Genomic DNA, 25,106 nt, shown 5'->3' with positions numbered 1-25,106 from the left:
CATGGCGCGCACCACCCTGATCCAGAACAGCTTCAACGCGGGCGAACTGTCGCCCCTCATGGCCGCGCGGGGCGACCAGGCCCGGTACGCCAGCGGCTGCCGCGTACTGCGCAACATGCTGCTGCATCCGCACGGTCCGGCCTTCCGGCGGCCCGGACTGCGCTTCATGGGGCCGTGCGCCGATGAAACCGTGCCGCCCCGGCTGGTGCCCTTCGTGTTCAACGAGGAACAGGCCTACGTGCTGGAATTCGCGCCGGAACGGCTGCGGGTGTGGTGGCGCGGCGGGCTGGTGCTGGGGGACGAGGGCGCGCCGCTGGAGGTGCACACCCCTTACGCGGCGGAACACCTGCTCACGCTGCGCTGGTGCCAGTCTGCCGACGTGCTCTATCTGGTCACCCCCCATGCCGCCCCGCGCAAACTGGAACGCCACGGCCATGCCGACTGGCGGCTGGTGGAGGTGGACTTCGGCCCGCGCGTGGCCACGCCCACGGGGCTGCACGCCACGAGCGCGCCGCCAGGTGATGCGTCGGGCGGCACGCCGGAGAACTCGCGCCTGCACCGCTACGTGATCACCGCCGTGTCCGTGGACACGGGCGAGGAAAGCCTGCCCACGGCGGAACTGGCCGTGACGGCGGGCACGCCCGCGGAAGGGAGCGCCGTGAACCTGGTCTGGGACGCCGTGGAGGGGGCCAGCGAATACCGGGTGTACAAGGCGGGCGGCGGGGCGTCCGTCTACGGCCTGCTGGGCACCGCCGCCACAGGCGAAACCTATGCCGATACGGGCCGCACGCCGGACTTTGCCGAAGGCCCGCCCGAGCACCGCAATCCCTTCGAAGGGGCGGACGACTATCCTTCGTCGGTGCAATTCTGGCAGCAGCGGCTGTGCTTCGCCGGGTCGCGCAGCCACCCGCAGACCATCTGGGCCAGCCGCACCGGCTGCTACGAGAACATGGACGTCTCGCGCCCGCTCCAGACCGACGACGCGGTTACCGTCACCATCGCCTCGGAAACGGTCAGCGCCGTGCGCTGGATGATGCCCGCCCGCAAGCTGCTGGTGGGCACCGGCGGGGGCGAATGGACCCTTTCCGGGCAGGGCAGCGAACCGTTCTCGCCCCTGTCGTGCCTGCTGGAATTCCAGTCGGCGCGCGGTTCGGCGGAACTGCCGCCCCTGGCCGTGGGCGACGGGGTGCTGGCCGTGCAGCGTGGGGGCCGGGCGGTGCGCGACTTTCGCTACAGCCTGGACGTGGACGGCTATTCCGGCGCGGACCAGACCATTCTGGCCGAGCACATGCTGCGTGGCCGCACCATCGTGGACTGGGCCTATCAGCAGTCGCCCCATTCGGTGGTGTGGTGCGCCATGGACGACGGCTCCATGGCCGGGCTTACCCTCATCGCCGAGCATCAGGTGGCGGGCTGGCACCGCCACGAGACCGGCGGCGCGGTGGAGGCGCTGTGCGTGGTGCCCGGTTCGCCGTCCGACCCCGCCGGAGGTGACGAACTGTGGCTGGTGGTGCGCCGCGATGCGGACGGTGCGCAGCGGCGGTACATCGAGCGGCTGGACCCGGCCTTCGAGTCGGACACCCCGGCCCCGGCGTTCTTCGTGGATTCCGGCCTGTCGTATCAGGGGGCGCCCGTGGCCGCGCTGGGCGGGCTGGAACACCTGGAAGGGTGCGAGGTGTCCATCCTGGCCGACGGATGGGTGCATCCGCCGCGCACCGTGGCGGGCGGGCGCATCGAACTGGACCGCCCGGCCTCGGTGATCCACGCCGGGCTGGGCTATGCCAGCGACCTTGCGCCGGTGACGCAGGAATTCGTGGCGGGCGACGGCCCCACCCAGGGCCGGGTGCGCCGGGTGGGCCGGGCGCGGGTGCGGCTGTACCGCTCGTCGGGGTTCAAGGCCGGGCCGGACGCGGAACACCTGCGCGAGGTGCTGTTCCGCACCGCGCAGGACCCGCCGGGGCAGGCCCTGCCGCTGTTCGACGGCGACCGCGAGGTGACCCTGGACGCGCGCCTGGGCACGCAGGGCGGCCTGCACGTGCGGCAGGACGACCCGCTGCCGCTGACGGTGCTGGCGGTGATCAGCGAGGTGGAGGTGGGCGAGGCATGAGCGCGCGTCATCTTCAGGCAGCGTCGGATGTTCCGACGGTTCCGCCCCCTGCGTTTTTGGCATCGCCAGCCTGCCAGACCTCTGCGCCTTGCTTGCGCACGGGTTTTGCCCGGCGCGGTGCGGATGGCCGTACCAGATTGCATGTGGTCCCGGCGCGCCGCCACCACCTGCGCCAGGTGCTGCCCGACCTGCGCCCGCGTGACCGGGCGGAACTGGATGCCCTTGGCCCGCGCGGCGCCGTGGCCGAGGCGGCGCGGGCCTTCGCCCTGTCGCCCCTGCGCTGGGCGGTATTGCGCGGCGGGCGGTGCGTGGCCCTGTTCGGCGCGCGGCCCTTCCCCGGCATGCCGGACACGGCGGCGCCGTGGCTGTTCGGCACGCCGGGGCTGGATGCGGAAGGCCGGGCGCTGGCCCGGCTGGGGCCGCTGTTCGCCGCGCGCATGCGCGCCGCGTGGCCCCGGCTGGTGAACATGATCCACGCACCGGCCCTGGCACGGCAACCGGCAACGGCCCACTGGCTGGCCCGGTGCGGGTTTGCCGTGGCCGCGCACCCCATGCCGCTGGGGCATGGCGGCGCGCCGTTCCATCCCTTCACCTCCGGCGCTGTGCCTGCGGACAGCTTCGCGCCGGAACAACCGACCAACACGGGAGGATGACATGTGCGGATTGCCTCAGGCCTTGTTGGCAGCGGCCGTCCTGCAGGGCGGCTACACCCTGATGGATTCGAACCGGACCGCCAGCGCCGCCAGGGCGCAGCAGGAATACCAGGCGGTCACCCAGCGCAATGCGGCCTTGCAGGCCAACTACCAGATCGAGGAGACCCAGCGCGATGCCGAGCGTACCGAGCGGGCCTTGAAGCGTCAGGCGCGTTCGCAGCAGGCGGGGGTGCGTTCGCTGCTGGCGGCGTCGGGCATGGACGCCGGGTCGGGCAGCGCGCTGGACGTGTTGCAGGACCAGTCGCTGGCCGCAGAGGCCGACGTGCTGGATGTGCGGCGTCAGTCGGAGCGCCGGCAGCGCGCCCTGGAATACCAGGCCGCGGGCGCGGACAGCAGTGCCTCGCTGCTGATGGGCATGGCCAACGACCCGTGGTCGCGGGTGCGCCAGGGCTGGCGCAGCGGCATGATCATCGGCAACACCGTGCAGGGCGCGGGTACCCTTCTGATGTAGGGCCATTCTGATCCGGAGCCAGCCGCCGGGAACTGCTTCCGGCTTCGGAAACGGTCCCCGGGCCAATGCCGACAAGAATGCAAAGGAGCGGACAATGACCATCGTATCGACGAACACCGTCGAACTGTACACCGGCAACGGCACGCAGACGGAGTGGCCGGTGGCCTTCCCGTTCCTGCGGCCCGAGGACGTGCGGGCCGTGGTGAGCGGGACGGGAGGCGACAGGGTGCTGGCCTACGGCGCCGACTACGTGGCCGCCGCGCTGCCGGGCGGCGGGGGCAGCGTGATTACCATGCCGGGTGCACCGGGCGCGCCCGGCATGGTGGGCGCGGGCGAACACCTGACCCTGTGGCTGGACCAGCCCTTCACGCAGGAAATGGACCTGCGCAACACCGGCGTGCTGGACGCGGAAATGCTGGAGCGCGGCTTTGACCGACTGACCCTGATGGCCCAGCAACTGCGCGAGGAAGTGGGCCGCTGCGTCAAGGTGCCGCTGACCGATCAGTCCACGCGGCCCGACGCCCTGCTGGAGGGCATCACCGCCAACGTGGGCCGCGCGGAACTGGTGGCGCAGGATGCACAGGACCACGCGGTTTCCGCCACGGCCAGCGCGGCACGGGCGGAATCCGCCGCCACCAGCGCAGACGCCGCCCTGACCGGCGTGCAGCAACTGCACGGAGAGGTTGCCCAGGCCTTGGCGGATGCGAGGGATGACGTGCTGGCCTCCGCCGCGTTCGTGCCCATCGGGGCTATCCTGGACTTCCCGGTGAATACGGTGCCAGCGGGCTTCCTGGTCTGCGCCGGGCAGGTGGTGACGCGCGAGGCGTATCCGGACCTGGTCACCTACCTGACCGGGGGCGCCGTGGCCCTTTCCGCAACCCTTCCCGACCTGCGCGGCGAGTTCCGGCGCGGGGCCGACCTTGGGCGCGGCGTGGACGCCGGGCGCGTGGTGGGCAGCGCGCAGGAAGACATGTTCAAGGCGCATGCCCATACCAAGACGTGGCATTCTGGCGCTGGGGGGTCCAATCGTGCGCCGGACTATCTTGCTGGTATATCATCCGACCTTGGGGCAATGACCACCACCATGAGCACGGAGGGGGGCATCGAAACGCGTCCCCGCAACGTGGCCGTGGTGCCGTGCATCAAGGCCTACCATGCCCCCATGAGCGCCGTCCCGGTGGACCTGACGGACGCGCTTGCCCGGCTTGATGCCCTGGCTGCGGTTGTCAGCCCCAACGTGGGCAAGTTCTGCACCGTGGGTGCGACCAGCAGCGGGCAGACATTTGCGGCCAACGTGAACACCGTCGTTGCCGCTCTTGGCGGTCGCGTGCTGTTCGGGGGGGAAGCATGGTCCGATGCGGGTGACGGTTCGCTGTCCATCGTCGTTCCCGAGGCAGGGACATATGAGCTTGAAGCCAAACTGACCCTTCTCAGTGGGACGAACAGTTCGGCGTGGGCGTGGATTTCGGTGAACGGCAATGTCCTTTCCGCGTCGATAGCATACGGACCCACGACATACTGGACCTCTTTGCACACTCGTGTGGTGCGCACGCTTGTTGCGGGCGACATCGTGCGCATCGTGACGCAGTCCACAGCCACGACACAGAGTGGTTCCAGCGGAACGACCACCTTGACCCTGAAGCGCATGAGGTAACAATGCACAACGAACGCATGCACGAGGCCTTGTGCCGCCTGTACCCCGAAGCCCCGGCGGGCGCGTGGGAACTGGCGTGTGGTCCGGAAACGGATTGGGACGTGGCCATTGCGGCCTGGAGCCTGGGGGAGGCGCAGCCCACGCAAGAGGCGCTGGACGCGGAATACGCGACGCTGGCCGCAGAGGAGGCGGCGCCCCGGCCACCCGAACCGGAGCCGCTGGACCTGAACACCATCACCTATGCCCAGGCCGATGCCATCATCCGCGCCGAAAGCGTGGAGGATTTGCGGCTGGCAATGCTGGACGTGCTGGGGTTGTAGCAGGGGGGAACGTGAGACAAGGCCCCCGGCATATGCGGGGGCCTTGTGTTCGACTGGTGGGTGTCGTCGCTTTCCGGGCTGTGACGTCGGAACTGACCGGATGTCTTCGGGGCCGGGCAGCCCTTCGCACCCCTCCACCCGTTGATTACACCGTTCTCATCACTTCATGGAATCCATCAGCCGCCGCAGGGCGGCAGCCTGTGCCGAAAGTTCGGCGATGGCGGCTTCCGCCTCGGACATGCGCGTGGCCGTGGAGCCGGAGATTTCGTTCACCTCGGCGATGATGCGATTCAGCTCGTCGCCGGTGGCGGCCTGTTGTTCGGCGGCGGTGGCGATGGAGTTCACCTGGTCGGATGCCTGCTGCACCGCCTGCACTATTTCCTGCAACATGCCGCCCGCCTCGTTGGCCAGGGCCTGGCTGTCGGTCACGCCGCGCACGGCAACGTCGGTGGCTTCGGCGCTGCGCCGGGCCGACTGCTGGATGCCCCCGATGGCAGCCTCCACCTCGCGGGTGGCATTCATGGTCTTTTCAGCCAGCTTGCGCACCTCGTCGGCCACCACGGCAAAGCCGCGCCCGGCGTCCCCGGCGCGGGCCGCCTCGATGGCCGCGTTCAGCGCCAGCAGGTTGGTCTGGTCGGCAATGTCGCTGATGACCCCCAGCACGTTGCCGATGTCGCTGGCCTGGGTGCCCAGCTTTTCCATTTCGCTGCGCAGTTCGCGCGAATGGCTGCCCAGCCCTTCGATGGCGGCGGCCACCTTTTCCACAATGTCCGCGCCTTGCCGGGCCTGTTCGGACATTTCCGCCGTGGTGCGGTTGGTGTCCGAGGCGTTGCGGGCCACCTCGCGCACCGTGGCGGCCATTTCGTCCATGGCCGTGGCCGATTCGGAACTGCGCTGCAACTGCCTGTCGGCCCCGCGCGCGGCCTCGCCCACCCGGTCGGAAAGCTGGCTGGCCGCTTCGGCCACGGTGGTGGCTATGGCGTCGGCGTCACGGGCCACCCCGGCAATGCGTTCGCTGCGTTCCAGCGCCTCGGCTTCGCCGCGTTTCACGGCGGTGATGTCCTGGCGGATTTCCATGTAGCCCACCAGCGTGCCATCGGGCTTGCGCACCGTGGCCGCGCGGGAATGGAAGTAGCGCGTCTCGCCGCCCAGTTGCCGGGTGAAGTCCAGTTGCGCTTCGGATTCGCCGGTGCGGGCCAGACGGTCGATGGGAGGCTCCGTGCCGTACACGTCTGCTCCCTGGTAATTGCCCAGCGGCTTGCCGATCAGGTCGTCCTCGGCGTGGCCCAGCAGGGTGCAGGCCGCGCTGTTCAGGGCGCGGATGTTGCGGCGCGGGCCGGTGACGATGATGGGGTCGGGCACGCGGTTGATGATGGCCCGGTTGTAGGCCACCCGTTCGCGGATGGCGTCCACCATGTGGGTGATGGTTTCGTGCAGCTGACCCATTTCCGCCGTGAAGCGGAACGAGCTTTTGTACTCGAAGTCGCCGTCGGCGATGCGCCTGCCAAAGTCGGTCAGGGCCGCCAGCGGGGCCTGGATGGTGCGGTACAGCCCCACGGCCAGCAGGCCGCCCAGCAGCACGGCCACGGCAAAGGCCACGGCGGCGCCGGTGCGCAGCATGTTGCCTGTGGCGTTGGTTTCATCCGCATGTTCGCGGGTGGCCTCGATGGTGGCCCTGGTCAGTTCGTCGATGGATTGTTCCAGCTTGTGGGCCTGTTCGCGTCCGGCATCGAAGCGGATGTTGGCCTGCTCGGCCGAAAGTCCGGCGGCGGGGGCTTCGCGCGTCAGGGTGGAGAAGGAGGAAAGATACGGGCCGGTCAGCGCGCGAATGGCGGACACCTGCCGCAGCAGGTCGGTCAGCTCCGGCATGGTGCGCAGCTTGCGCTCGGCGGCATCGGTGTGCGCGGCAAGGTCGGTGGCGGCCTTTTCGTGCCGGGGCAGGTAGCCGCGCAGCCGTTCGGCGTTGGCGATGTTGAGCAGGGTGTCCTTTTCGTAGCGGCGCAGCTGGCTTACATCGTGACGCATGGCGTACACGGTCTCTTCCAGTTCCACGTGCTTGGAGATCAGTTCGTCCACCAGATCATTGATGTTGCCGAGAGCCAGCACCATGGCCACGCCCATGATCAGATTGAGCAGGGTAAGTGTGCCGAGGCCATAGATAAGTTTCTGGCGTATGGTCATCAGACGGTCCCCCCCAGGGATGAAGAAAGGTTTGTGGCGGTGCGTTGCGGGCAAGGGCAGGAAGCGGGCACCATACGGTCGTACAGGACTTTTTCGGTCGACTAGGACACAACTTTAGCCGATGCGCAAGGATTCTTCACGGCGGGGCGCGAAAAGGGCCCGGCGGTTTCCCGCCGGACCCTTTGGTGACTACGGTTGTTCCCGTCTGATTTCAGGGGGTGGGCACCACCCTCTGAGACTGACTGTCGTCAGCTCCATTCCAGCAGGCGGCGCTGGCCGGTCAGGGCGCGGATGTCCGTGACGTCCTGCGACACTTCCAGGCAACCAAGGTAGGTTCCATCGGTGTCGCGCACCGCAAAGTAGCGGATATGCAGGAAGCGTCCGCCAAGCTCGATCCAGAATTCCGCCGTGTCCCGTTCGCCCGCCTTGAACTTGGCCAGGATGTCCTCGACCATGTGCACGGATTTCGGCGGGTGGCAGTTGCGCACGTTGCGCCCGATAACCGCCGCGCTACGCGGAAAGATGCGGTGCGGCACGTCGGAATAGTAGGCCACCCTGTCCTCGGCATCCACAAAGCTGAGGTCCACGGGCAGGCTGCGCAGCATCTGGTTGAGCACGTTGGGGGCCAGCGCGCCGGTATCCAGTTGCACCAGTTGCGTGCCGCGGGCCGGGCTGGCGGTGGCATCCGCGTGACTGGCCGCCTGGGGGGTCCATTCGTCGCCGGGCGTCACCCACGCGTAGCCTATTTCGTCCTCGCCGTGGCGCACCCGCGCCCATTGGGCTTCCGTCAGCGAATCAAGGGCCATGGGAAAGAGCACCTTTTCTTCCTTGTACGCCATATCCTTCACGGCTTCCGCCGCATCGCGCGCGGCCAGCGCGGCTGCCGTGGCGGCCAGGTTTTCCATGGCCGTGCGGGCGGCCTTGAACAGCCCGCGGATGTCGTCGTGCACTTCCCACATGACCTTGGGCGGGGCTTCTATGCCGTTTTCTTCCAGCAGGGGGAACAGCTGGTTTTCCTTGCGGGTGTAGTGCACCTCCATGCGGGCCAGGTCTTCCAGCAGTTCCTTTACGTAGCGGCTGCTGAACGACCAAGCCATCTCGTCGATGGGCGAGGTGCGGTCGCCGGGGGTGCGGTGCATGCGGTCCACCTGCGAGATGATCTCGTCGGCCAGTTCCATGGCCTTGGCGTTCTCGTCCATGTAGGTGCGCACCGGGTGCCCGGCGGGCGCGGAAACCGCCGGGGCCTCGTCCAGCGCCCCCTTGAACAGGTCCACGTGCAGCGAACACAGACGCTTTATCTCGGCCTCCGGCAGGCCCTCGGCCACCATGGCCTGTTCCAGCCGGGCAATGTCCCCGCCGGAAATGTCGCCCACGGCGGCGGCAAAGCGGGCCTTCAGCGCCGCCGGGTCCGCCCCGGCGTGCAGTTCGCGGATGAGGTCCTTCAGGGTGTCCATGCGCGCGGCGTCGGAAAGGGGCGAGCCGGACGCGGGCGCCTGTCCGGCATCGCAGGGCGTGCCGCAGGTGGTGGCGCAGGGCGATGCCCCGGTTTCGGCAGCGGGTTTGGGACCGGGCTTTGCGGTCGTGCCGGGCGCGCCCTTGGGGATGATGGTCACCGCCTCGCTGGAATGGTCCAGCACCCCGCGCGCGATGTGCAACATCAGGCCGTTGACCTCCAGCCCGGCAATGTCCGCCGCCTGCTGCAAGGTGGCCACCCGGCCCAGCGTGTTGCGCAGCAGCGGGTTTTTCAGCTTGGCGAAGGCGGGGGCAAAGTCAGCCAGCACGTCGATGATGTAGGGGTGCTCGGCGACAAGATCATGTATGGATGTGGACGGGGCGAGATGCATGGGGCCTCCCGTGGGGTTTCGTGTGAGTGTCGTGTACCCGGCGCGGCATCTGGCGTCTGGCCGGAAACGTTGGGCCAGGCGTGCCGTCAGGGCCGGTCGCGCTCTCAGGGGCGTGCCGTCAGGGCCAGCCGTATCGCCAAGGTAAAACCGGGTGCGGCCCTGCGCCGTGACGGGCGTCACGCCGGACAGCGTACCATGAATGTTTCCGGAACGGCAGGGGGGCAGACCCGCCCCGCGCGCGCCCGCGCACTGGACAAAATCCCTGTGGTCTGCAAAAGCACAAGGGCCGCGCTTCGTCGGCATACCCCCGAACACGGCGACACCGCGAACACTGCGAGCAGGGCCGTTTCCGCCTTGCCGCCCGTGCGGCGTCCGCACCGCATGTGCCCTTGAAATGGGCGCACCCCGTGCCCGGCGCGCCCCGGCCAGCATACGGCGGGCGGATACCGGCCCGCAATCCCGACCAGACAACAACCCCGAAAGGTGGACCAATGAGCAACGAACCGGACAAGATCATCTATTCGATGATCCGCGTCACCAAGCGCCACGGCCAGCGCGAGGTGCTGAAGGACATTTCCCTCTCCTACTTCTACGGCGCCAAGATCGGCGTGCTGGGCCTGAACGGCTCGGGCAAGTCGTCGCTGCTGAAGATCCTGGCCGGGGTGGACCCCAACTTCGATGGCAAGACCGTGCTCGCGCCGGGCTTCACCATCGGCTACCTGGAGCAGGAGCCGCTGGTGGACGAAACCCGCACCGTGCGCGAAGTGGTGGAAGAAGGCGTGCAGGAGATCGTGGATCTCGTGAAGGAATTCGAAGAGATTAACGCCAGGTTCGCCGAGCCCATGGAGCCGGACGAGATGGACGCGCTCATCGAGCGCCAGGGCAAGGTGCAGGAACAGATGGACGCCAAGGGCGCCTGGGACCTGGACGCCCGCCTTGAAATGGCCATGGACGCCCTGCGCTGCCCCCCCGGCGACACCTCCGTGTCGGTCATCTCGGGCGGTGAACGCCGCCGTGTGGCCCTGTGCCGCCTGCTGCTGCAAAGCCCCGACATCCTGCTGCTGGACGAACCCACCAACCACCTGGACGCCGAATCCGTGGCCTGGCTGGAACGCTTCCTCCAGACCTTCCCCGGCACGGTCATCGCCGTCACCCACGACCGTTACTTCCTCGACAACGTGGCGGGCTGGATTCTTGAACTGGATCGCGGGCGCGGCATTCCGTGGAAGGGCAACTATTCCTCGTGGCTGGAGCAGAAGGAAAAGCGCCTGCAACAGGAAGAAAAGTCCGAGGTGGAGCGCCAGAAGACCCTCCAGCGCGAACTGGAGTGGATTCGCATGTCGCCCAAGGGCCGCCACGCCAAGGGCAAGGCGCGCATCAACGCCTACGAGGCCATGCTGAGCCACGAAAGCGAAAAGCGCGCCCCGGACCTGGAAATCTACATTCCGCCGGGACCGCGGCTGGGCAAGGTGGTCTTCGAGGCCACCGGGCTCGCCAAGTCGCTGGGCGACCGGCTGCTGATGGAAGGCGTGGACTTCCTCATCCCCGCCGGGGCCATCGTGGGCATCATCGGCCCCAACGGCGCGGGCAAGACCACCCTGTTCAAGATGCTGGCGGGCGTTGAAACGCCCGACGCGGGCGAACTGAAGGTGGGCGATACCGTGCAGGTGGCCTTCGTGGACCAGAACCGCGATTCGCTGGAAGCCGGCAAGACCGTGTACGAGGTGATCAGCGAAGGCTACGAGACGGTCAAGCTGGGCACCCGCGAGGTGAACGCCCGCGCCTACTGCTCGCGCTTCAACCTGATGGGCCAGGACCAGCAGAAGAAGGTGGACGTGCTGTCCGGCGGCGAACGCAACCGGGTGCACCTGGCCCGCATGCTGAAGTCCAACGCCAACGTCATCCTGCTTGACGAACCCACCAACGACCTCGACGTGAACACCATGCGGGCGCTGGAAGACGGCATAGAGAACTTCGCGGGCTGCGTGCTGGTTATCAGCCACGACCGCTGGTTCCTGGACCGCATCGCCACGCACATCCTGGCCTTCGAAGGGGATTCCAGCGTGGTGTTCTTTGACGGCAACTATTCGGAATACGAAGAAGACCGCAAGAAGCGTCTGGGCAAGGACGCCGACACGCCGCACCGGATCAAGTTCCGCAAGCTGACCCGCTAGAGGACGAAACTGGGTTCACCTGCCCCGTGCGGTTTGAAGAAGTCTGGTGGCAGCCGCCATTACGGACGCCACGGCGGCCCGGAATGGCGGCTGCATGCGGATGAAACGGCGGGGGCCGTCCGGAACGTTCCGGGCGGTGCGGCACGCCGGACCCGGATGTTATGCGTCAACATGGTGAAAAGCATGAATATCGTCTTCGTGTTCGAAAAAGAGGTCAAGACGCACTGCAACCGCGTGACCGTCAACATCCGGGGTGACATCCATCGCCAGCGGTCGTTGCTGTGGCGCGGTTTCGCGCGGCTGTACCATGACGTGTACGATGGTTTCGACATGGCCGACGCCGCCGTGATGCGCCATGTGGACCAGTGCTCGCCCAGCGTGCTGATGCGCACCTTCATGCATGCCGATCTGGTGTCCAGGCGCGGCGGCGAGGGGCACGACATCGGGTGCACCAACCTCAAGACCATCAGGAATTCCATCGTCATCGCGCACAAGAACATCATCAACCGCAAGCGGTTGCTGCGGCAGTTCAAGCGCAACGGCAACATCCTGCTGGTGGACATCATCGACGGCGGGCCCAAGCCGGGCCGCACCGAATTCTACGACGGCATCATCTGCTGTTCGCAGAAGGCTTACGAATACTATGCGCAGGAATGCCCGCAGGTTCCGGTTTATTTCGTGGCCCACTGCACCGACCCGCGCATCGGGCAGGTGTCGCCTCCCACGGACAGGTTCGCGCCGTACTACTTCGGCGCTCCCAAGAACCTGCTGCTGTTCGACGCCATCAGGGACACGCTGGGCATCGTGTATACCGATACCCGCGACGTGCCCAACCACGACTGGTACAGGCGCCTCAACGACGCCAACTTCCACTACGCGGTGCGCCCGCAGATGGGTGAACGCGTGTTCAAGCCGTTCATGAAGGGCATCATCGCAGCCACCTGCGGCGTGAACATGCTGGTCCACAAGGACGACGGCGACGCGCTGCATTTTCTGGGAGAGGACTACCCCTACCTGATCCACGAGGATATTTCCGAAGACGTGGTGCTGCGCTACATGCGCAAGGCGCGCGACACCTTCGGCAAGGAGGAGTGGACCTGTGGACTCGAACGCATCCTTTCCCTGCGTTCCGTCTTCAGCCCGGACGCCATCGCCCGCCAGTTCTGGGACATGATCGACCGCTGCACACGCTGAAGCTGCCGCGCCTGCCGCGACCTCCGTACTGGCGTACTGGCGTACTGGCGTACTGGCGCACCGGCGTACTGGCGCACTGGCGTACCGGCGTACTGGCGCACCGGCGCACTGGCGTACCGGCGTACTGGCGTACTGGCGCACCGGGCGGCCTTTCCGGTTCGGCGTGCACGTCCCTCCCCTGGGGGCGTTTCTGCTGCGTCGGGGCACGGCGACGGACCCTCCGGGGGCGTGGGCATGTTGCAGGCCAGGGCCGCCTGGCCTGCGCCGATGCTACCCTTCCTTGAACCGCGCGACGAGGTCGCCAAGGCGTTGCGCCTCGGTGTTCAGGTCGTCCAGCGAACGTTCCGCGTCGCGCATGGCCTGGGCGGTGTCTTCGCTGATGGTGGTGACGTCGCCCAGCGAACGCACGATGTCCGCGCTGACCGCCGCCTGTTCCTGGCCCGACGTGGCCACGGCGCGCACCTGGGCGGACACGCCGGAAGCCAGCCGCACGATTTCGTCCAATGAGCTTCCGGCGGTATCCGCCTGGGCATTGGCCTGGGTCACCGCCTCCACGGCGGTGTCCACCTGGCGCGCGCTGGCCGTCGTGCCTTCCTGGATGGCCCGAATGGCTTCGCCCACCTCGCGCGTGGCGTTCATGGTCTTTTCCGCCAGTTTGCGCACCTCGTCGGCCACCACGGCAAAGCCACGCCCGGCATCCCCGGCGCGGGCCGCCTCGATGGCCGCGTTCAGCGCCAGAAGGTTGGTCTGGTCGGCAATGTCGCTGATCACGGCCATGATGCCGCCAATGCTTTCGGCCTTGCGCGAAAGGTCGGCCATGCTCGCGTGCAGGCTGGCCGCGCCTTTTTCCACGCGGACCACGGCCTCCTTGACCCGCTGTACGCCCTCGGCCCCCTCGCGCGCCTTGGCCTGGGCGTCGTCGGCTGTGTTGGCGGCGTCCGCCGCCCCGCCAGCCATGCCCGCCACGGCGGCGTCCATGCGTTCCATGGCGTGCGAGCTTTCGGCAACGCGCGTCTTCTGGGCGTCCGCTCCGCCGCCCGCAAGGCTGACCTGGCGCCCCACGGTGTCCGCCACGTCGACGATGGCGGCGGCGATGCCTTCCAGCATGCCTGCTGCCTCCTGCATGCCGTCGCGCCGGGCCTGCTCCGCCCGCACCCGGGCCGCTTCGGCCTCGGCGGTGGCGGCTTGCGCGCGCCTGGCATGCTCGGCAGCCTCGTCGGTGCGCGAACGGGCCTCTTCGATGCGCATGCGTAGCGATTCCACCATGCTGGCGATGGATTGCTTCAGCCCGCGCAACTCGGCGCGGAATGTGCCGCGTGGCTGGGCATCCAGATCTCCCGCCGCAACGGCGCGGGCATAGGCCACCAGTGCGTGCAGCGGTGTGCGCACGGACCTTGTGACCAGCAGCGTCAGCACGCAACCCACGGCGAGAATGGCGGCGGTAACCGCCAGCACCATGTTGCGCAGGCCGTCCGCTTCCGCCTCCAGATCATCCACGTATACTCCGGTGCCGATGATCCATCCCCACGGCTTGTAGTAGGCGATGTACGATTCCTTGGGGTAGGTCTGCTCGGTCACGCCGCCGCCCTGTTTCGGCTTGGGCCACACGTAGGCCACCAGCCCTTCGCCGCGCTGGTGCGCCACGTCCACGAAGGCCAGGAACAGGTTGCGGTTGCCGCCGGGATAGTCTGTTGCCGGGGCTCCGGGGGCGGCCCGCCAGTGGGTGGCCCGGTTGTAGGCGGGCTTGTCCAGCGTCTGGCCCTCCAGCGCGGGGGCGGTGGGGTGCATGACCATGGTGGGGTAGGGAGTGCGGTCGTCGTTGATCCAGAAGTAATCGCCATTGCCGTAGCGCATCTGGCGAAGGGTATCGGCGGCGCGCCGCCTGGCTTCGTCAGGGGGCAGTTCGCCCCGGCTGGCCTTTGCGTCCAGCCCCTCCACCAGCTTCATGGCCGTCTGCACCAGGTGGTGCAGTTCTTCCTGCCTGGCCCGGAGTGCGTCTGCGCGAACCTGTGGCAGGAATCCGCCCAGGATGGCGATCATGAACAACAGGGCGATGAACGTGGCCAGGGCGATGATGCGCAACGCGACACCCGCTTCGAAGCGGGGGGCGGCAGGTGCGGACATGGAGGGCGGCGTGACTGGGGCGGGGGCGGGATGGGACATGGGATACTCCGCTGTGGTGTGGCGTGCGCGGGGCAGAGTGGGGCGCAAGCCGGACAAGCGTATCCGCCCGCCGATGGGGGCTGAATTATAACAATGCGCCGGGGGGGCGGCACGGGTGTGGGGCGCGGCCCGCGTTGCAGGCGCGGCGCCCGTGGCGTGCTTGCGCAGGGGGGCATTTCTGCTAGGCTGGGGGCAAGACGGCGGACCCTTCGGGGGCCGCGCGTCCGCCGTCTTTCTTCGTCACGGCGGCCCCGGCAAGGAGGTGCCCATGACCCGACAGGTTTCGTTCACCCGGCTGGAGCAGGCGCAGTTGCCCGGCTTTCGGGAACGGCTGGACCGCGCCGAATCGCCCGAGGAGGTGCGCAGGTTCTTCGCCGAAACCACGGCCACGCTGTTGTCCGACGCCCTGGGCGCGGCGGGGGCGGTGCGCCATGACGACGTGACCCTGACACCGGACGCGACCGAAGATTTCGTACTGGCGCCACCGGTGCGCGCGCTGCCGGGATTCGCGGACGTCTGGCGCGATTCCGACCTGCCCCGCATCGCGGGTGACTTCGCCCGGATGGCCATGAAGCGCCACCGGCATCTGGCGGGCAACCCCGAACGCACCGAGGCCAAGACCCGGCACAAGGACGGCAAGCGCTAGCATTGCTTCCGTAACTGCCTGTCGGGGCCACGGCCCCCGCAAACCGTTTGGCCGGTCTTCAACTTTTCCCGTGCAGCGCCGTCGGTTTCGCGCCTTCGCTGCATGGTCCCCCACTGAACGCAGGACGCCCCGCACAGTCAGGCCATGCGGGGCGTTCCATTACAGCGCGCGTGACGCGGCTACAGCCAGCGTTTCTTGATGAACACCAGCCAGGCCGCCAGGCACAGTCCCACGGTCACCCCGGAGACGATACCAAAAGCATAGGGTGAATCGTGCAAGGGGGTGTCTATGTTCATGCCGTAGATGCCGGTGATGATGTTGGGGATCATCAGGATGATGGTGAACCCGGTCAGGAACTTCATCACCGTATTCATGTTGTTGGAAATGATGGAGGCAAACGCGTCCATGGTGCCGGAAAGGATGTCGCTGTAGATGTTGGTCATGCCGATGGCCTGGCGGTTCTCGGTAATGGCGTCTTCCAGCAGGTCGCTTTCCTCTTCGCTGATGCGCAGGGTGCGGGTGCGCAGCAGCTTTTCCATGATGATGTCATTGGCCTTGAGCGACGTAGTGAAGTATACGAGGCTTTTTTCTATGTTCAGCAGCTCTATGAGTTCCTGATTGCGCATGGACTGTTGCAGCCGCTGTTCGATGAACGCGGTGCGCCGGTTGATGTCCTTCAGGTCGTTCAGGTAGGTGATGGCGGTGCGTTGCAGCAGGTGGATGGCCAGACACAGGCGGCGGGCCGTATCCATGGTGCGGGCGCGCCCGTTCAGCAGTTCGCTGACGATGTCGCGCGGCGACCGGCACACCGTGACCACGGCGGAGCGGGTGATCACGATGCCGATGGGCAGCGTCAGGTAGGGCACGCGCGCGTCGGCCTCGTTTTCCATGGGTACGCGGATGACCAGCAGCAATATGCCGTCCTCGTGTTCCAGCCGGGCGCGTTCGTCGGCATCCAGGGGGTCGGTCAGGTAGTCCAGCGGAATGCCCAGCAGAACCGAGGCACGGCGCAGCTCTTCATCTGACGGGTTGGAAAGGTTCACCCAGCAGTCGGGTTCCATGTGGTCAACGGGCGTCAGCACGCCGTCGATGGTCTTGTGAATGGTGAACACGGCAAGGCTCCTTGCGTCCGTTCCGGGGTGCGGTCTGGCGCGCGGCGCATGCCGCGCGTGCCGGAAACAGCCGCGCACGCAGCAGGCCCGATGCGGTGATCAGGGCAGGGTGCGGCGGCGGAAGCAACGGAGCGTCACGAGTACGGGTCCGCGGAACGGGCCACGGAGAGCACGCGACGATGCATCCGGCAGCGGGCGCGCCGGATGGAGCGGTCGGAAAGCAGGGATGATGCGGAAAGCAGGGAAAGCGGTCTGCGGAACATGGTCCACCTCCGGGGGCGCGCAACGCCGCCGGGCGGACCGGGAAGGGATCAGGCCCGGACGTGACGGCGGCAGCGGCGCTGGTGCGTCGTTGCGAAACGGTGCGATGCGATGGGGCATCTACTACTGTCGCCGGAATCCACGTCTGTGCTCCTGTTGGGGGTGCGGGCGGGCCATGTGGCAGCCGCCCGGTGTGCCACGTATCGGCTGCGGCACGTTGCGGGGTCTGCTTTACGCCCGCCGGGCCAGCTTGGCAACTGGAAATGCGCCGGACGGCGGGCTGGGGGCCCGGGGACTTGTGAACTGGGGTGGTCTGGCGGGCTAGCGCGACAATCCCAGAAACTTGCGCCGCAACTGCTCCGCCCGGTCGCGGTTGACGCCGAAATCCCACCAGCCGGAACGGGCGGCGGCGCGCAGGTGTACGACGGATGCCGCCGGGTCTGCCGTGCACACCACATCGTCGATGAAGCCGAAGACCTTGCTGCGGCACTGGGCGCGAACGGTCAGGCCGTCCATGTCCGTCACGGTGCAGCCGGGCAGGGCGCCCAGTGCCACGGCCAGACGGCGCATGGCCGTTGCCGCATCGCCGGTGAAGGGCAAGGGATCGATGTACTGCCCGTCGCGCACGGCGCCTTCGGCCCGGGTGATGACGCAGTTGGGGCGGTCCGGGCAGGCGGGCAGGCGCACGGGTCCGGCAGGCTGATTGGCGCTGACAGGCTGGTCAGGCATGTCCGGCTGCGCGCCATGCGCGGGCCGGGCGGGGAATGCGCACGCCGTCAGAAATGCCAGCAGCAACAGTGCGGGCATGGCAATGATGGGGGGAAAAAGGGATGCGGACATGGGCATCTCCGTGGGCTCGGGCATGGAGACTGGCGGGGCGCCCCCGGTGGGGTGTGGCGCGAAGGGCATGGACGCCCCCCGAGAACGGGGCGTCGCCACATGACAAATGACAAGGGGCCGCCCCGTATGCGCGGAACGGCCCCGTGGAAAACGGCGCGGGTGTCGCCGCTACGGCTTCAGGAAGCGGCTGACGTTGTCGATGACGTTGCGCAGCAGGTCGTCGGTGGGTTCCACGAACTGGAAGTGGATGGTGCGCACGATGCCCACCATGATGCCCACGATCATGCATGCGGTGTCCTCGACGCTGATGTCGGTACGCACCGAGCCGTCCTTCTGGCCGTCGCGCAGGGCGACCAGCAGGTAATCGTTGAGGTAGCTGTAGATTTCCTTGATGGCCAGGAACACGTCGTCGTTCCGTTCGCCGTAGCGGGTGGGCGCGTCGCGGAAGATCAGGCAGAACTCCATGCGGTTCTTCTTCACGAACACGTAGAACGACTTGATGATGGAGACCACCTTCTCCACGCTGGTCTCGGGGGCGCGCACTTCGAGATACTTCTCGATGTCGCTGATGAGTTGATCCTTCACGTTGCGGATCAGGGTGAGGAAGATGTCGTCCTTGGTCTTGAAGTGGCGGAAGATGGTGCCTTCCGCCACGCCTGCTTCCTTGGCAAGGAGGCTGGTGGGGGTGTTGTTGAACCCGCGCTCGGCAAACAGCTTGGCGGCGGTAAGCAGGATGGTGTCGCGCTTCATGTCGGAATCCTTTCAGTGTCTGCCGCGATACGGCAGAAGCGAGGAGTGAACGCTCAAACGAGAGAAGGCTAACCCCACTCATGAGCGGTGTCAACGCTGGTGTTGGGCGCACACGCAACCCGGGTGAAACGGGTGCCCGCAGCCGGTGTGCTCCACCGACGGAGGGCTGCGCAATTCCTGAAAAACAGGGCGCGCAGGGCATGCGCCGCGCCCCGGCCCGCAGTGGCTTGGCCCGCAATGGTTGGGGGATAGGGGCCGGGAACCTGTGCGTGTTGCCCCGGTCAGGCGGTTCAGCCTCGGCGGGTGGCCTGCCCGGCGCGCGGGGCCAGGGCGATGCGGTTGCGTTCCACGGCGGCCTCCAGTTCGGGCAGCAGGTCGCGCACCGCTTCCATGTCGTCTGCGGTGGCGGCCCGTTCCACGCAGCGGGCGATGCGTTCCAGCACGCGCAGGCCGAAGCTTTCGGCCTTGCCCGCGATGCGCGCCGCCGCTTCCTGCACGGCAAAGGTGCTGCCGTCGGCCCGACCGCGCCGGGCGTCGTCCAGGGCGGCATCCAGGGTTTCCAGCAGGCCGGGGATGAACGGTTCGATGTCGTCGCCCATCTGCCCGTGCGGCTCTGCCCGCTGGCCGCCTGTAGCGATGGGCGGGATGGAAGGAGCGGGTGCAGCGGGGCGCGACGGGGCCGTGCCGGGCCGGGCCGCGCGTTCGTCACGCTCGGTGGCGGGTGCGCCGCCCCTTGCGGGCTGTGCAGGGAGGGATTGGGACGGGGCCCGCCGCGCCGTATCGCCTTCGGGATTCCGGGCACGGTCCGCGCCCCGGCCGAGGTGTGCGGCAATACGTTCCGCGATGCGTTCGGCAAAGCTCTTGGCGGGGGCGGCCTGCGGCGGCGTGGCCACGTGCGCGTGCGCCGCAGCGTGCGGGGTTTGTCTGGGTGAAGTCTGCACGGGTGGATGGTTGGCCTGCGCGTAAGGCGTCGGGGCCGTCTGCTGGTCCGGCTGGGGCCTGGTGTACTGCATCTGCGGCGGCAGGGGCTGGCCGGTCTGCTGCCCGGTGGGCCATGCCGGAGCCGTCATGCCGTTCGGGGCAGCGGGCGGGGCTGGCAGGATGGGGGTGACGGGGGTGGTCTGCATCTGTCCGGGCCGCACTTGCCCGGCGGTTACCTGTTCGGGCGTCACTTGGCCGGGCTGTGCCTGCCCGGCAGGCTGTGGTGGCTGTTTGGGGCGGTAGCCGGGGCGTACCTCTGCCGACAGGTCGCGGATGGGGCGGCTATCGGACGGTTGGGGCAGGGCCGGGGCCTGTTCCGCAGTCTGCTGCCCCCTTTGTTCCGGCGACGGATGCGGCACGGCGCGCTGCCCCTGCTGTTGCGCCCGCTGGGCGCGTTCCCAGCGTTCCAGGCGCGCCGCAGCCCCGTAGGACGACGAGGCGCTGGGCCCGGCATGGGCGGTGGACCGGTGCGGCTCCATGGGCATGGGTTCGCCCACCCATTCCCCGCCGTCGGCGGGGGGCTTGCGCACCACGGTGGCCGCGTCATCGGAAAGGGGAGATGCGTGCTCCTGCCCGGCCGTGACGGCAGTGCCCGCAACAGACGACCGGGTCGGGCTGGCCGTGACGGGCATGGGTTCGCCCACGGATTCCTCGAAATCGTCACCCCAGGCCGGGGTGACAACCTTGGCTGGTATCGTCGCCTCCGCGACAGGGGCAGATATCGTCGCAGTCGCGATAGGGGCGGCGGATTCCTGCGCACCCAGCGTCGGGATCAGGCCTGCCGAGGCAGGAGTGGCCTGGGGCTGGCTCGATGCCGCCGGGGCGTCGTCGGCAGGTTCGGGATCCTCGGCGTCGGTGACGATGAGGTCCAGTAGCGATCCGCCTTCAGGCAGCGATGCACCCTCGAGCGGTACGCCGGACGCCGGGGCAGCACCGGATGTCGAAGGCTGCGGCCCGGCAGCGGGGTCGGCGTGCCCCACGGCAAAGATGTCCGCCTCGAACAGTTCGGGCAGTTCCTCGGCTTCGTCCGGATTGGTCTCATCGGGCGCGGCAGGGGGATTGCCGCTGTTGCTTTCCACCATGTGCGGTACCGGTTCCGGTGCGCCAGCCACCGGTGATTCGGTCGCGGGACGGTCCCAGGGGTGCCACGACGTGGGGTCGTCAGTTGCTGGCTCGGCTGGCACCGACTCGTCTGGCATGAACTGGGCAGGTGCGGCTTCTTCGTACGGAGCGCTTTCGTTGAGCGCGGAAGGGGCAGGCACGGATTCCCCATTCGGTGACTCTGGCAGCGCGTCGTAGGGATAGCCAGCGTCCAGCGTTGTCGCGGGGGCATCCCATGCCGGGGCGGCATTCCACTCCTGAGTCGCATTCCAATCCTGGGCCGCATCGCCGGACAGCGAAAGCTCGTCCGTCGCGACCTGCCCGTTTTGCCCGTTTTGCCCGTTTTGGCTGATCTGCCCAATCTGGCCATCACGGTCGGCATCGGTGTCGTCTCCAGCATTGGACAGGAACAGGTCCGGCAGTTCCGCGAATTCCGGCGGCGCGGCGTGGGCATCGTCGTCCCCCTCGCCGTACGGCATTTCGGCAACGCCATCCCCGTATCCGGCATGCTCCGCGTACGCGGGCTGCGGCTCCGGCTCGGCGTGTGGCGGAGCCAGCCGCTGCACGGCGGCACGCAGGCCGCTGCGGGTCAGGGGCTTTTCCAGCGTTTCGGTGCACCCGGCGGCCAGCATGCGTTCGGCCTGCGCCTCGTGCGCCACAAGGGCCAGCACCGCCACCGGGGGCAGCCCGTGCTCCTGCTCGAAGGCGCGGATGGACGCCAGGGCCGCCACGATGTCGTCCTCGGGCATGTCGCCGTCCATGATGACCAGGCCCGAAGGCGCGCGCCGGTACAGGATGCCCGCCTCGGTGGCGCCGCGTGCTTCCAGCGGCGCATGGGGCAGCCCTTCCAGGAAAAAGGCCAGCAACTGACGGTTGCTGGGCACGTCGTCGGCCACGATGACCTGCAACGGACGGCGCGGGGCCACCGGCCCCAGATGCAGCTGGTCCGCCGCGGTGATGGCGTCAGGCGTGGGCCGGGCCACGCGCAGGTCGTCGGTCAGGTCCACGCCCACGAAGGGGCGCGGCGCGGTGGCGTCGCCCGACAGGGCCACCAGTCGCGCGGTGAACGAAATGGTGGTGCCCTGGCCCCGTCCGCTTTCCACGGTCAGGGTGCCTCCGGCGGCGTCGGCCATTTCCCACGCCCGGGCCAGCGCGCTGACGCTGCGCTTGTGCGGTGGCGCTCCCGCGCCGGAATCGCTGACGGTGAACAGCAGGTGGCCGGGGTCGGTGCTGTCGGGCACGCGGCGCACGGACATGTGCACCGAGCCCTTGTCCGTGGAGCGCACCGAGCTTTCGGCCAGCAGGCGCAGCAGTTCGCCCAGTTGCCCCGCGTCGCCTTCGTACAGTTGCGAAAGATGGGGGGCCATGAACCACGAGATGGCCAGACCCTTGCGTTCCGCCCTGTCGGCAACGGCGTCGTGGGCGTCGCGCAGCATGCGCTGCAGGTCGAACACGGCCCGGCGTGGGGCGGTGCACTGCGGCGCGGCCACCCGGCCAAGATCCTCGGCGATGGAGGCCAACTGGCGTCCGGCGGCGCTTACGGCCTCGGCGTGACTGCGGGCGGCGGGAGGCAGCGCGCAGTTCTCCAGACCGTCCAGTTCCTGCAGCATGGCGTCGATGGGGGCCAGCAGGGCTTCTTCCATGCGGGCCAGGGCCAGCGGGTCCAGTGCAGTGGGCGCGGCAGGGGGCATGGCATCGGGCGACAACCCGTGGCCGGTACGGGACATGTCCTCGCCTTCGGCAACGGTCGGGCCGAAGCCGGTGGCGTAATCGTCCCTGTCGGCCATGGCTGCCGCGCGGGCAAGGCGGCGCGAGCCGCGTGGCGCGGGCGTGCCGTCCAGTTCGGGCAGCACGTCGCCAAGGGAAAGTTCCAGCGGCTCGTCGGTCATGTCGCCGTCGATGATGGCGTTGCCGCCTTCGCGGGTGGCGTCGTCAGGGAACAGCGCATCTTCCGGGGGCGTGGTGACGGGCGTGCGCGGGGATGGGGCCATTCCGCCGCGCAGTTCTTCGGGCGAGATCATGCGCAGGGTGGGTTCGTCGGCCAGCGGGTCATCCAGGTCGGGGCGTTCCGCCGCCGGGCTCTTGCGCACGCGATAGCCGCGCCCGCCGGTCAGGGTACCCTCGGCCATGGCCGGGCGCGGCGCGCTGGTGCCCGCCACCAGCAGGGCCAGCAGGGCCAGCCCCCACAACGGGGCCGTGGAAATCCACGCGGCGGGCGCCGGCGACGCCAGCCCCGCGATGCCAGCCCCGGCCCCGGTCAGTGCGGCCAGGCATCCGGTCAGGAAACGTCGCGACCCCGGCAGCTTGCGGAATTTGCAGGCCACGGCGGTGGGCAGCAGCAGCACCAGCAGCAGCGGCCACAGCGCCAGCAGACGAGAAGACCAGGCCATGCCCGGCACCAGCGGCAGCAGGGCCAGCACGGCCCCGGCCAACGAAACAATCCGCAACTGCATGTCGGCGTTAGCCGCGTGCTCGCGGGTGCGCAGCAGATGGCGTCCCACATGGGGCAGCAGCATCAGGGCAAGGCCGGGGGCCAGTACCCCGGGCAGGCCGCGCAGCGATACGTACCCGGCGGGCGTGGGCGGCTGCCCCGCCACGGCCTGGGCCAGCACGGCGGCGACGAACAGGCTGGTCCACAGTCGCCATTCCCCGCGTTCGAAGACGCCGCGCAGCAGGCACAGGGCCAGCACGGCCACCAGCACGCCGATCACCAGCGGTCGGGCCAGTCCGTCGCTGTTCGATGCGGCGTTCTGGGGGGTGCGCAACATGGGCGCGAACCACGGTCCCGGCACGCCGTCCAGTTTCACGTAGACGGGCAGCGGCTTGCCCACGGGGTCGGGCAGGGTGAACACGTTGCCGCCCTCGGGAGCCTGCGCCTGCCATTCGTTGGGCTCGCCGGGCTGGTTGCGCCTGGCCAGAAACAGCGTGGCGTTGCCGGGCAGGTCGCGGCCAAGGTCCAGCAGCAACTGGGGGTTCTGTTTGTCCTGGGGGCGGGGGGCCAGGGTCAGGCGCAGCCAGGTGGAGCCGGAGCGGAACAGGGGCAGGCCGTTGCCCAGCGGGGTGAACCCGGCCTGATGCGAGGGCGAGAGCAGTTCGTCCACGCTCAGCGCGCCGGTGGGGTCCACCAGAAATTCGATGAACGGGGCCAGCGGCTGGGTTGCCAGCAGTGCAGACGTATCCAGCGCGTGGGTGGCGTTGGAAAGCGCGGGCGCGGCGGCTGGCGGGGTGGCCGCGGGGCGTGCGGTGCTGGCGGCGGAAGCCGCCGTGGCGGCATGCGCGCTGTCGGGCGGCCATGCCGCAAGGCAACAGGCCAGCAGCAGCCAGGCTGCCATTTTCCGCAAAACGGCGCAGCGGTGGGATGAATATGGGTAAAGCGAGGGGACGCGGGGCGAGCGGTGGGCCGAAGCGATGATCGGGGCGTGCGGCATGGTTCCGTGGGCGCGCGGGGCGCGCGGGTTGCGTGTTGACCGTGCGCGGCGCGGCGCATGGGCCGCGCCCCGTCGGAACATAGCGCACTTCGGCATGGGGGGCGAGTGGAAATCAAGGCCGTTGCGCCAGCGGAGGGCACGCGTGGCAGGCGGAAAACCGTCCCGGAATGCCATCCCGCAGTGCCGTGACAGGGGACAGGGCAACATGTCCCATACCGAGTTGGCAGCGGCATGCAGGGCGGGCAACTGCCGTCGCATCGAAACGATCCGCAAACGAAAAGCGCGCGGCGACACGTGGCCGCCGCGCGCATCCGCACGGTGTGGGGGAGGGCGGTTGCCCGTCCTACTTGTTCTGCTGCTGCAACGACTGCATCATTTCCTTCAGCGGCTGGCCGTTGGGGGCCTTGGCGTCGGGGTTGATGGCCAGCAGTTCGCGCCAGGCCTTCATGGCGTCGTCCTTTCGCTCCAGATCGAAGTACAGCACGATGCCCTTGTTGAAGCGGGCGATCTGGTGCTTGGGGTTGGCGGCGATGGCCTTTTCGAAGGTGGCCAGGGCGCGGTCGTGCTGGTGGTCTTCACGGTACATCACGCCAAGATCGGTCAGCACGTCCGGGTCGCCCGGCTTCAGCGCCAGCGACTTTTCGTAGGCGGTGATGGCCTTCTTGGGCTGTTCGGTGTCGAAGTACAGATGCCCCAGTTTGGTCCATGCGGCCACGTCATTGGGGTCTTTAAGAACGGCCTGCTCCATTTCCAGGATGCGACCCATGATTTCCGGGGATATCTGGCTGGCCGCGCCGCCCTGTGCCTGCTGGCTGGGGGCCGACACGGCGCGCTTTTCCTGCGCGGGCGCGGGCGAATACATGCTCGCCACCTGTACGCCAAGGAACGCGCCGACGATCAGCGCCACGGCCACGGCCATGTACATGGTGGACTTGCGGACGTAGTCGCCGTCCTGGTGCTGGCGGCCCTGCGCTCGGTGTGTCTGCGACATGGATGCTCCATTCATATGTAGGAAAGTGTGTGCCGGGCACGGAGCGGCAGGCGCGTCATGCAGTCCGGTCAGGTGGGCAGTGTTACCTGCGCACGCGGCATCCGGCAAGAGGCGGGCGAAACAGGCGAAATCCCCCTGCCGTTTCTTGAAGATTAAGGTTAACGAAACAAGTGTGTTGCATGTTTGTTTCGGGCT

The 25,106-nt window shown here is 68.3% G+C and carries 17 protein-coding genes; 8 read left to right on the top strand and 9 right to left on the bottom strand.

The annotated features are described in order from the left end of the window. Nucleotide 1: 1 nt before the first annotated feature. The 5 genes from DESTE_RS05680 to DESTE_RS05655 all read left to right on the top strand — a co-directional run bounded on the left by DESTE_RS05680 (nucleotide 2) and on the right by DESTE_RS05655 (nucleotide 5,245). Nucleotides 2-2,107 carry a phage tail protein gene (locus DESTE_RS05680; RefSeq protein ID WP_035065914.1) on the top strand — a complete coding sequence of 702 codons (2,106 nt, stop codon included), beginning with the start codon at nucleotides 2-4 and terminating at the stop codon, nucleotides 2,105-2,107. 143 nt (nucleotides 2,108-2,250) lie between these two features. After that, nucleotides 2,251-2,760: a hypothetical protein gene (locus DESTE_RS05675; RefSeq protein WP_245590902.1), complete on the top strand. Its 510-nt coding sequence runs from the start codon at nucleotides 2,251-2,253 to the stop codon at nucleotides 2,758-2,760. 1 nt (nucleotide 2,761) lies between these two features. Beyond that, on the top strand, nucleotides 2,762-3,271 hold the full coding sequence (locus DESTE_RS05670; RefSeq protein ID WP_035065910.1) for a virion core protein, T7 gp14 family: 510 nt from the start codon (nucleotides 2,762-2,764) through the stop codon (nucleotides 3,269-3,271). A 94-nt stretch (nucleotides 3,272-3,365) separates the two neighbouring features. Further along, nucleotides 3,366-4,925 carry a tail fiber protein gene (locus DESTE_RS17140; protein WP_051384334.1) on the top strand — a complete coding sequence of 520 codons (1,560 nt, stop codon included), beginning with the start codon at nucleotides 3,366-3,368 and terminating at the stop codon, nucleotides 4,923-4,925. Nucleotides 4,926-4,927: 2 nt separating this feature from the next. Further along, nucleotides 4,928-5,245, top strand: a complete 318-nt coding sequence (locus tag DESTE_RS05655; protein ID WP_035065908.1) for an XkdW family protein — start codon at nucleotides 4,928-4,930, stop codon at nucleotides 5,243-5,245. A 159-nt stretch (nucleotides 5,246-5,404) separates the two neighbouring features. Here DESTE_RS05655 and DESTE_RS05650 read toward each other — a convergent pair whose 3' ends face one another. Both DESTE_RS05650 and DESTE_RS05645 read right to left on the bottom strand, forming a co-directional pair. After that, complete coding sequence (locus DESTE_RS05650) at nucleotides 5,405-7,426, bottom strand: methyl-accepting chemotaxis protein (protein WP_035065907.1); 2,022 nt, start codon at nucleotides 7,424-7,426, stop codon at nucleotides 5,405-5,407. Between the two features lie 248 nt (nucleotides 7,427-7,674). Then, on the bottom strand, nucleotides 7,675-9,270 hold the full coding sequence (locus tag DESTE_RS05645) for a DUF438 domain-containing protein (protein ID WP_035065905.1): 1,596 nt from the start codon (nucleotides 9,268-9,270) through the stop codon (nucleotides 7,675-7,677). Between the two features lie 491 nt (nucleotides 9,271-9,761). Here DESTE_RS05645 and ettA point away from each other — a divergent pair, with 491 nt between their 5' ends. Together ettA and DESTE_RS05635 are read left to right on the top strand one after the other, a co-directional pair. Beyond that, a complete protein-coding gene (gene ettA, locus DESTE_RS05640) occupies nucleotides 9,762-11,444 on the top strand; it encodes an energy-dependent translational throttle protein EttA (protein WP_035065902.1) in 1,683 nt (560 codons plus the stop codon). Between the two features lie 183 nt (nucleotides 11,445-11,627). Then, nucleotides 11,628-12,638, top strand: a complete 1,011-nt coding sequence (locus tag DESTE_RS05635; RefSeq protein ID WP_156925276.1) for a hypothetical protein — start codon at nucleotides 11,628-11,630, stop codon at nucleotides 12,636-12,638. Nucleotides 12,639-12,908: 270 nt separating this feature from the next. On the opposite strand, the gene DESTE_RS05630 is transcribed toward DESTE_RS05635, so the two are convergent. After that, nucleotides 12,909-14,801: a methyl-accepting chemotaxis protein gene (locus DESTE_RS05630; protein WP_035065897.1), complete on the bottom strand. Its 1,893-nt coding sequence runs from the start codon at nucleotides 14,799-14,801 to the stop codon at nucleotides 12,909-12,911. Between the two features lie 268 nt (nucleotides 14,802-15,069). Between DESTE_RS05630 and DESTE_RS05625 the strand changes: the two genes are divergently transcribed. Then, entirely contained in the window at nucleotides 15,070-15,447 is a 378-nt protein-coding gene (locus DESTE_RS05625) for a hypothetical protein (protein WP_035065895.1), read from the top strand. A gap of 179 nt (nucleotides 15,448-15,626) precedes the next feature. Here the strand turns inward: DESTE_RS05625 and DESTE_RS05620 are convergent, their stop codons facing one another. From DESTE_RS05620 to DESTE_RS05600, 6 genes are all read right to left on the bottom strand, one after another. After that, entirely contained in the window at nucleotides 15,627-16,559 is a 933-nt protein-coding gene (locus DESTE_RS05620) for a magnesium transporter CorA family protein (protein ID WP_035065892.1), read from the bottom strand. A 134-nt stretch (nucleotides 16,560-16,693) separates the two neighbouring features. After that, entirely contained in the window at nucleotides 16,694-16,822 is a 129-nt protein-coding gene (locus DESTE_RS18530; RefSeq protein WP_281172045.1) for a hypothetical protein, read from the bottom strand. A 319-nt stretch (nucleotides 16,823-17,141) separates the two neighbouring features. After that, nucleotides 17,142-17,660 carry a DUF1499 domain-containing protein gene (locus DESTE_RS05615; protein ID WP_035065890.1) on the bottom strand — a complete coding sequence of 173 codons (519 nt, stop codon included), beginning with the start codon at nucleotides 17,658-17,660 and terminating at the stop codon, nucleotides 17,142-17,144. A gap of 168 nt (nucleotides 17,661-17,828) precedes the next feature. Further along, complete coding sequence (locus DESTE_RS05610; RefSeq protein WP_035065887.1) at nucleotides 17,829-18,410, bottom strand: TetR/AcrR family transcriptional regulator; 582 nt, start codon at nucleotides 18,408-18,410, stop codon at nucleotides 17,829-17,831. 290 nt (nucleotides 18,411-18,700) lie between these two features. Continuing rightward, nucleotides 18,701-23,824 (bottom strand): response regulator, encoded by a 5,124-nt coding sequence (locus DESTE_RS05605; RefSeq protein WP_245590743.1) that lies wholly within the window; start codon nucleotides 23,822-23,824, stop codon nucleotides 18,701-18,703. Between the two features lie 439 nt (nucleotides 23,825-24,263). Continuing rightward, nucleotides 24,264-24,911, bottom strand: coding sequence for a tetratricopeptide repeat protein (locus tag DESTE_RS05600; protein ID WP_035065881.1), 648 nt, complete (start codon nucleotides 24,909-24,911; stop codon nucleotides 24,264-24,266). Between the last annotated feature and the right edge of the window lie 195 nt (nucleotides 24,912-25,106).

The organism is Nitratidesulfovibrio termitidis HI1 (assembly GCF_000504305.1).
Classification (GTDB): domain Bacteria; phylum Desulfobacterota; class Desulfovibrionia; order Desulfovibrionales; family Desulfovibrionaceae; genus Cupidesulfovibrio; species Cupidesulfovibrio termitidis.
This window is presented reverse-complemented; position numbering and strand designations above follow the sequence as displayed.

What these genes read in the sequence shown, in the direction of transcription:
- DESTE_RS05680 (WP_035065914.1), top strand. Translation starts at nt 2, where the DNA reads ATGGCGCGCACCACCCTGATCCAGAACAGCTTCAACGCGGGCGAACTG.
- DESTE_RS05670 (WP_035065910.1), top strand. Translation starts at nt 2,762, where the DNA reads ATGTGCGGATTGCCTCAGGCCTTGTTGGCAGCGGCCGTCCTGCAGGGC.
- DESTE_RS17140 (WP_051384334.1), top strand. Translation starts at nt 3,366, where the DNA reads ATGACCATCGTATCGACGAACACCGTCGAACTGTACACCGGCAACGGC.
- DESTE_RS05655 (WP_035065908.1), top strand. Translation starts at nt 4,928, where the DNA reads ATGCACAACGAACGCATGCACGAGGCCTTGTGCCGCCTGTACCCCGAA.
- DESTE_RS05650 (WP_035065907.1), bottom strand. Translation starts at nt 7,426, where the DNA reads ATGACCATACGCCAGAAACTTATCTATGGCCTCGGCACACTTACCCTG.
- DESTE_RS05645 (WP_035065905.1), bottom strand. Translation starts at nt 9,270, where the DNA reads ATGCATCTCGCCCCGTCCACATCCATACATGATCTTGTCGCCGAGCAC.
- ettA (WP_035065902.1), top strand. Translation starts at nt 9,762, where the DNA reads ATGAGCAACGAACCGGACAAGATCATCTATTCGATGATCCGCGTCACC.
- DESTE_RS05635 (WP_156925276.1), top strand. Translation starts at nt 11,628, where the DNA reads ATGAATATCGTCTTCGTGTTCGAAAAAGAGGTCAAGACGCACTGCAAC.
- DESTE_RS05630 (WP_035065897.1), bottom strand. Translation starts at nt 14,801, where the DNA reads ATGTCCCATCCCGCCCCCGCCCCAGTCACGCCGCCCTCCATGTCCGCA.
- DESTE_RS05625 (WP_035065895.1), top strand. Translation starts at nt 15,070, where the DNA reads ATGACCCGACAGGTTTCGTTCACCCGGCTGGAGCAGGCGCAGTTGCCC.
- DESTE_RS18530 (WP_281172045.1), bottom strand. Translation starts at nt 16,822, where the DNA reads ATGTTCCGCAGACCGCTTTCCCTGCTTTCCGCATCATCCCTGCTTTCC.
- DESTE_RS05615 (WP_035065890.1), bottom strand. Translation starts at nt 17,660, where the DNA reads ATGTCCGCATCCCTTTTTCCCCCCATCATTGCCATGCCCGCACTGTTG.
- DESTE_RS05610 (WP_035065887.1), bottom strand. Translation starts at nt 18,410, where the DNA reads ATGAAGCGCGACACCATCCTGCTTACCGCCGCCAAGCTGTTTGCCGAG.
- DESTE_RS05605 (WP_245590743.1), bottom strand. Translation starts at nt 23,824, where the DNA reads ATGGCAGCCTGGCTGCTGCTGGCCTGTTGCCTTGCGGCATGGCCGCCC.
- DESTE_RS05600 (WP_035065881.1), bottom strand. Translation starts at nt 24,911, where the DNA reads ATGTCGCAGACACACCGAGCGCAGGGCCGCCAGCACCAGGACGGCGAC.